Annotated in this window: 1 protein-coding gene; it reads right to left on the reverse strand. The window is 68.4% G+C overall.

Annotated features, from left to right (window positions below):
* A partial coding sequence (locus tag PGX04_RS23520) for a P-type ATPase actuator domain-containing protein (RefSeq protein ID WP_465263841.1) occupies positions 1–849 on the reverse strand: 849 nt, incomplete at both ends.

Here is an 849-nt window from a genome sequence, read left to right on the forward strand (position 1 = left end):
CGCCGTGATCCGCGCTCTGGACGTTCCAGACGATCCGCGTGAGCCGGTCGATGCTGCTGGTCGTCCGCTCGCCGACGTCGACGACCGCCGCGTCAGTCGTCACGACCGAGCCGCCGACCACCGGATCTCCCTCGCGTTTCGTCACCGGGAGCGACTCCCCGGTGACGACGGCCTCGTCGACCGCGCACTCGCCCTCGGCCAGCCGTCCGTCGACGGGAACCCGCTCCCCCTCGCGGACGAGCACCCGATCGCCGGACTCGAGGTCGGCGACGGGAATTTCGGTCGTCGAGCCGTCCGACGCGTACAGCCGGGCCGTGTCGACCTGCGAGACGGTGAGGTCGGTCAGTCGGTCCGTCGCGCGGCGCTTGACCGTCGCCTCGTAGTAGGTCGCGCCCATCACGATCGAGGCGACGACGATCGTCAGATCGAAGTAGAGGTCGTTGTGCCCGAGTCCGGAGACGACGACGCTGTAGACGTACGCGCTGCAGATCGTCAGCGCCGCGAGCAGGTCCGTGGTCGGCCGCCGGAGTTTGAGACTGACGTACGCGCCCCGCAGGAGCGGTCCGCCGGTCAGGTAGAGGATCGCGGCCGTCATCACCAGAAACAGGGGCATATACATCGGGCCGCTAAAGCCGGTGAAGGCGTCGTCGAACTGCGAGATTGCGCCCCAGTCGGTGAAGTCGGTCAGAAACATCGGATAGAGGACGGCCAGAAACGGCAACAGGAGGAAGGAGCCGAAGACGACGCCGACCACGTACCGCATCTCGAGCATGTCGTCCGCGCGGCGCTTCCGGAGGCCGGACATCTCCCGCGAGCGCCGGGTCCCGCCGGTCTCGTCGTCGGCGGTCG

The organism is Natrinema soli (assembly GCF_028618695.1).